The following is a 264-nucleotide window of genomic DNA, read 5'->3' as shown; positions in this document are numbered from 1 at the left end:
GGCGGTTCAGCGGATTATGCGGGCCGCGGTGCCGCGACGGAAGCCAAGCCGAGTGATCTGAAGAAGAGCTTTGACAGGGCGCTGTTGAGCGCGGGGCTCGCTGCTAGCCGCCAAGGGCCATGTGGGCTGCCAGCGGTTTGTGCCGCCAGGTCCCGGCCGACGCCGCGGCGTCGCAGTTCGCGATAACGAGTCCGTCCACGCTTCCATTGCTTCCAGGCGATGGCGCGCAACCGTCGCCTGATCCACTCATCAAGCCCACGCAAC

The 264-nt window shown here is 66.7% G+C and carries 1 protein-coding gene; it reads right to left on the bottom strand.

Annotated features, from left to right (window positions below):
• Nucleotides 1-14: 14 nt before the first annotated feature.
• Nucleotides 15-263 (bottom strand): group II intron maturase-specific domain-containing protein, encoded by a 249-nt coding sequence (locus tag XH88_RS39275; protein WP_271671019.1) that lies wholly within the window; start codon nucleotides 261-263, stop codon nucleotides 15-17.
• Nucleotide 264 lies beyond the last annotated feature (1 nt).

This window comes from Bradyrhizobium sp. CCBAU 51627 (genome assembly GCF_028128765.1).
Lineage (GTDB): Bacteria > Pseudomonadota > Alphaproteobacteria > Rhizobiales > Xanthobacteraceae > Bradyrhizobium.
The sequence above is the reverse complement of the archived record's forward strand: the minus strand, read 5'-3'. Positions and strand labels throughout refer to the sequence as shown.